At 63.1% G+C, this 466-nt stretch carries 1 pseudogene; it reads left to right on the forward strand.

The window, feature by feature from the left end:
* Positions 1-394 (forward strand): annotated as a pseudogene (locus tag C7G61_RS43370) (double-strand break repair protein AddB); the annotation flags it as partial.
* Between the last annotated feature and the right edge of the window lie 72 nt (positions 395-466).

Here is a 466-nt window from a genome sequence, read left to right on the forward strand (position 1 = left end):
GACCGGCCAACCGCCCGGCGTGCGCGAGGTCTATGCCGGCTTTTCGCCGCAGCTCACGTTAGAGGCCATGATGCTGATGAAAGGCGCCTTCAAGGGCCTGCCCATGGCGAAGGAAACGCCGGACCTGATCTACGTGCATACGACTGGCGGACGCACACCTATCGACCCACGAGAGATTAAGCCAACGGGCAAGGAAACACGGAGTGTTGCGGACATCGTCGAAGAGCACCGCCGCCGGTTCGAGGGCATGATCGTGCGCTACGCCAAGGGCGAAGCGGCTTACCTCTCGCGGCCCTTCCCGAAATATGCGCGCCGCTTTTCGGAATACGATCATCTGGCGCGCGTGAAGGAATGGTCGTTGGCAAGTGCGGGCGGCCGAGAGGGATCCGAATGAGCGCCGATCTCGTCATTCCGGAATACACCAAGGACGCGCAGCGCCGCGCAGCCAACCCACGGGCTTCCGCCT

Origin of the sequence: Bradyrhizobium algeriense, assembly GCF_003062295.1 — a bacterium.
Taxonomy (GTDB): domain Bacteria; phylum Pseudomonadota; class Alphaproteobacteria; order Rhizobiales; family Xanthobacteraceae; genus Bradyrhizobium; species Bradyrhizobium algeriense.